The organism is Streptomyces sp. NPDC029151, from assembly GCF_055564315.1.
Genome location: NZ_JBVHWQ010000013.1, coordinates 1 through 4,560, shown reverse-complemented (window position 1 = coordinate 4,560; position 4,560 = coordinate 1). Strand labels below are relative to the sequence as shown.

At 68.0% G+C, this 4,560-nt stretch carries 2 protein-coding genes and 3 pseudogenes; 4 read left to right on the top strand and 1 reads right to left on the bottom strand.

Features of this window, described 5'->3' with window-relative positions; translation table 11 throughout:
• Positions 1–1,366 precede the first annotated feature (1,366 nt).
• The 4 genes and pseudogenes from ACZ4VF_RS34155 to ACZ4VF_RS34140 form a co-directional block, all read left to right on the top strand.
• Positions 1,367–1,493 (top strand): annotated as a pseudogene (locus ACZ4VF_RS34155) (sodium:solute symporter family transporter); the annotation flags it as partial.
• Positions 1,494–1,549: 56 nt separating this feature from the next.
• Positions 1,550–1,963, top strand: a pseudogene (locus ACZ4VF_RS34150) (radical SAM protein); the annotation flags it as partial.
• 107 nt (positions 1,964–2,070) lie between these two features.
• Positions 2,071–2,942: pseudogene (locus ACZ4VF_RS34145) on the top strand (IS5 family transposase).
• Between the two features lie 187 nt (positions 2,943–3,129).
• Positions 3,130–4,008 carry a GNAT family N-acetyltransferase gene (locus tag ACZ4VF_RS34140; protein ID WP_467930896.1) on the top strand — a complete coding sequence of 293 codons (879 nt, stop codon included), beginning with the start codon at positions 3,130–3,132 and terminating at the stop codon, positions 4,006–4,008.
• A 147-nt stretch (positions 4,009–4,155) separates the two neighbouring features.
• Here the strand turns inward: ACZ4VF_RS34140 and ACZ4VF_RS34135 are convergent.
• The coding region (locus tag ACZ4VF_RS34135; protein ID WP_467930894.1) for an IS5 family transposase at positions 4,156–4,560 on the bottom strand (405 nt) is incomplete at its 5' end.

The following is a 4,560-nucleotide window of genomic DNA, read 5'->3' as shown; positions in this document are numbered from 1 at the left end:
CGCCCCACTCTGCGTCTCGCTCCTTCTTCCTCTTCTCCCCCCCCCCCCCCCCCCCCCCCCTCTCCCCCCCCCCCCCCCCCCCCCCCCCCCCCCCCCCCCCCCCCCCCCCCCCCCCCCCCCCCCCCCCCCCCCCCCCCCCCCCCCCCCCCACGCCCGGGGTCGGGCAGGTGGGCGAAGTGGCAGACCCGGTCCTGATATGTCTTGACCGCCAGGCGCCCCCCGCACCCGCCCAGCCATCGCCCGCACCAGAATGTGTCCGCCGCGTGCGCGCGCCGGAACGCACTCACCTCGCCGGCCTGCATGGGCAGTACGACGGGTATGTCCGACTCGGTATGGCCGATCACGGCCGTCTGTACCAGGCGCTGGTCCCGCAGCACGCCACCTCCCGAACCCGCATGGCTCCGCTGCCCTCAAGTGCCCTACCCTGGGCGGTCGTTCGGGAGGAAGTACCGCTCTCAGCCCCAGGTGCCGCGTTTGGCGATCAGTTCGATGGCGGCCCACGTCGCCGGTCGCCCCAACCGACGGGGCAGCGTTTCATCGCGCTGAGAGTCACATCTCATCTGACCAGGGCGTTCAGTGAGGGAACGGGACTCTGCGCGTGCTGCAGCGCCGCCGGAAGCGGCTCCATGATGGCCTTAGCCGGGTATAGTTCTTTCTGTCGGTCGAGGGGTGTCAAGCACCTATCCCGAGCGACATTGAAGGGCCCGGCTCGGGATGCACCCCGAGTCAGACCCTTCAATGCAGTTCACAAGCCCGGTCGCCTAGTTGCCGACCGGGCTTCTGCGTGAGAAGCTCGGTCCCGACCGGTCTCGCGTGTGGGACTTCTACTGCACGAACTGCCCCACAGCGGCAATAATGGCCACGATCAACCCTGCCGCCGCCAAATAGACCTGCCAACGTTCGGCATCGGTCCAACCTCGCCGACGAGGCTTGACACTGTCTACATCACCCACGTCCCACCCCAATTCGATCTTCGAGCAGGTCCGTCGAGTGTTTTCGGCGAACCTGCCGCGATGATCGCGGGAATGTCGAACGCGATACGAAGTATGTCACGGCTACCCCGGCGCCCGGCACCGGAACAACATGATTGATCTGAGCTTTTCTTGAGGTTGGTGCAGGTCAGCGATTCGCTTCACAGGCTCCGGCTTGATCATTTCCGGCCGTGCGGCGCCGCTGGCAGCGGTAAAGCCCGCCTGCAGTCGCCCGGCCGGCAGATCGGCGACTCGTTGAACCGGGAGTTGTTCACCGAGGTACTCGACGCGGTAGACGCCGTCCCATAGCAAGCCGGTCAACAGTCGCGTCGCCGCCGGACCGACCTCGCGGATGTACTACGGTCAGTTGCAGCCAGCACCCGGTGGGCACAGCCCTCGCGGGCGCTATCTCTCTCTTCGGCTACGACGGCTTCCTGAACTCCATCGGCTTCCTGGTCGCCTGGCTGATCGCCATGCTCCAGGTCGCCGAACCACTGTCGCAATTCCGGCCGTTACACCATGGCGACGTCCGGGCGCACGACGTGTTCATCTACACCTAGGGCCGAGTCGTCACCGTCCTGAGAGTCTCGCTGACCGACTGGCGCAACCTGCGATGTACGTACTGCATGCCCGAGGAGGGCCTGCGGTTGCTGGCGAAGCCCGACCTGCTCACGGACGACGCGATCGTCCGCCTGATCGACATCGCGGTCACCTCCCTCAGGATCAAGGAGATCCGCTTCACCGGCGGCGAGCCGCTGCTGCGCCCTGGCCTGGTGGGCATCGTCGGCCCGGTCACAGCCCTGGAAACGCGCCCCAGTCCCCGTGACCTACGGCATCGGCCTCGTGGGCATGCGGCCGCACTCAAGACGACGGGCCTGGACCGGGCCAACGGCTCCCTGAACACGCCGAGCCCGGACGTCTTCAAGACCCTCACGAGCCGTGACCGCCGCCAGGACTTCCTGGCGGGCCTTGTGAGTGGGTGGCGGGGTGGCAGTGGGTGGGTGTCGGCGGAATTGGGTGGGTGTCAGCGGAATCGTGATGCGGGTGCTCTAGGCCGTGCGGCGAAAGTGGATCTTGAGGAGATGAATGATCACCGTTCATAGGGCGGGGAGATCTCACGGATGATCAGTGGGCGGCGCTGGGCCGTTGCTGCCGAAGGGCGCGAAGGCAGGTCGGCCGCCTGTCTGGTCTCGGCGGCAGTTGATTGACGGCATACGGTTCCGGGTCCGGACCGGTGTTCCGTGGCGGGACGTACCCGTCGAGTACGGGCCGTGGGGCCGGATCTACGACCTGTTCCGCCGGTGGCAACGGGATGGTACCTGGCACCGGCTCGTCACCCAGCTCCAATCCCTGGCCGACGCGAAGGGTGCGATCGCGTGGGACCTGAGCGTCGACTCCACGGTGTGCCGTGCCCATCAGCATGCGGCCGGGGCCCGGAAGCGGGGTGACCTGCAGAAGGAGTCACCGGGTGGTGCCTTCACCGAGCCTGGTGATCACGGGCTGGGGGCGTTCGCGCGGCGGGTTCACCCCCAAGCTGCACCTGGCCGTCGAGCAGGGGCAGAAGCCCATGTCGATCGTAGTGACGGCCGGGCAGCGTAAGGACTCGCCGCAGTTCGAAGCGGTGCTGGAGAAGGTTCGAGTGCCCCGCATCGGACCGGGCCGGCCACGCGTCCGCCCTGATCGCGTGCGGACCGACAAGGCGCACGCCTCCTGCAGAAACCGTGCCTACCTGCGCCGACGTGGCATTCGCTGCATCCCGGACAAGGCCGACCAGGCTCACAACCGCAGGAGACTCGGCGCTCGCGGCGGCCGGCCGCCCAAGTTGGACGCCGAGGACTACAAGGCTCGGCATACGGTCGAGTGTGGCATCAATCGTCTCAAAGGCATCGCGCCGTGGCCACGAGATACGACAAGCTCGCGGTCCGCTATGAGGCGACCGTCCTCGTCGCGGCCATCAACGAGTGGCTGTGACCACACACGCGCACCGCCTCTTCGTTAATCCGTTGCCCAGGGGTCCGTCGGCCAGCTAGGTTCACCCAGCCGCCCGCATCGGTGTAGGCCGGCGCTGTCGACCAGGAGGTGTAGAGCACATGCGCACGAGTGCCCAGGAGTTGAGCTCGCGTACTGACCCTTGCCACCTCCTCTCGACGGAGACACCTTGTCCCTTCGCATCACCCCACTGACCGACCCCGCTCACGGGCCGCACGGCCGACGTCTCGCCTGGCTGGCGTTGGACGCGGACTCCATCCCTGCCGGGACCGCCTTCCTGCGCCTGCTCGACGGCGGACACGAGCACCTCGCCGAGCTCGACCTCCGCGTTCATCCTGCAGAACGCCGCAAGGGCGTCGGCTCCCGGCTCCTCAACACCGCCGTGGCCACCGCCCGGGACAACGCCCGACGCCGCGTCGTGGCGCAGGCAGAAGCCGGATCGCCCGGCGACCACTTCCTGGCAGCGCGCGGTTTCCGGAAGGTCCTCACCTTCAGGTACGCCCGCCTGGCGATGGCCGACGTGGACACCACCGTCCTCGCCGGAATCGTCGAGCGTCCGCACCCCGGCTACCGGCTGAGGTCATGGCAGGGAACCGTCCCCGACGACCTCGCCCGGACGTTCGCCGCCTCACGCCGAGCCATGGACGACATGCCCATGGACGACGCCGAGTACGACACCGTGGCCTGGGACGTGGACCGCGTGCGGGCCGCGGCGAAGGCCGTCGAACAGCGCGGCGACCACCTGCACACCGTCGTCGCCATCGACGCCTCCAACGACTCGATCGCCGGGTTCACCGAACTCGTCATCCCCGGCAACGGCACAGGTGAGGGCCAGCACTACGGCACGGGCGTGCTGCCCGAGCACCGTGGTCACGGCCTCGGCCGATGGATGAAGGCCGAGTCGATCCGACAAGCCCATAGGGACTATCCGGACCTCGATGGCCTCCTGACGGACACCGCAGCCAGCAACGCGCACATGCGACGGATCAACGACGGTCTCGGCTACACACCCACGCACACGACACATCAGCATCAGCTCGACCTCTAGCAGAGAGCGGACGGGCCGGACCGGGGCATCACCCCGCCCGGCCTGTCCGTGCTTTCGATACACGCCCTAACCGCTGTCCCGTGACAACGGCTAACACAATGAGCTCAGTTGGCGGTGGGTGATCAGGCAGCAGGCGACTTAGAGGTCCTAACAAAGGCGTTGGACGTGGCGGTGTGTGATGAGGCAGGTGGCGAGGCCGAGAAAGGCTTCGTGGATGTCGTCTCGTCGCTCCCAGCGGATGCGTAAGCGGCGGAAGCCGTGGAGCCAGGAGATGGTCCGCTCCACGACCCAGCGGAAGATGCCCAGGCCGGTGCCGTGTGGCTGGCCGCGTTCGGCGATCGCGGGGCGGATGCCGCGCTGCCAGAGCAGCCGCCGGTACTTGTCGTGATCGTAGCCGCGGTCCGCCAGCAGCATGTCGGGCCGGCGTCTGGGCCGGCCGACGACTCCGGCCACGGCCGGGACCTTGTCCAGCAGCGGCAGCAGTTGCGTGACGTCGTTGCGGTTGCCGCCGGTCAGCGACACCGCGAGCGGGATGCCCTGTCCGTCGGTGAG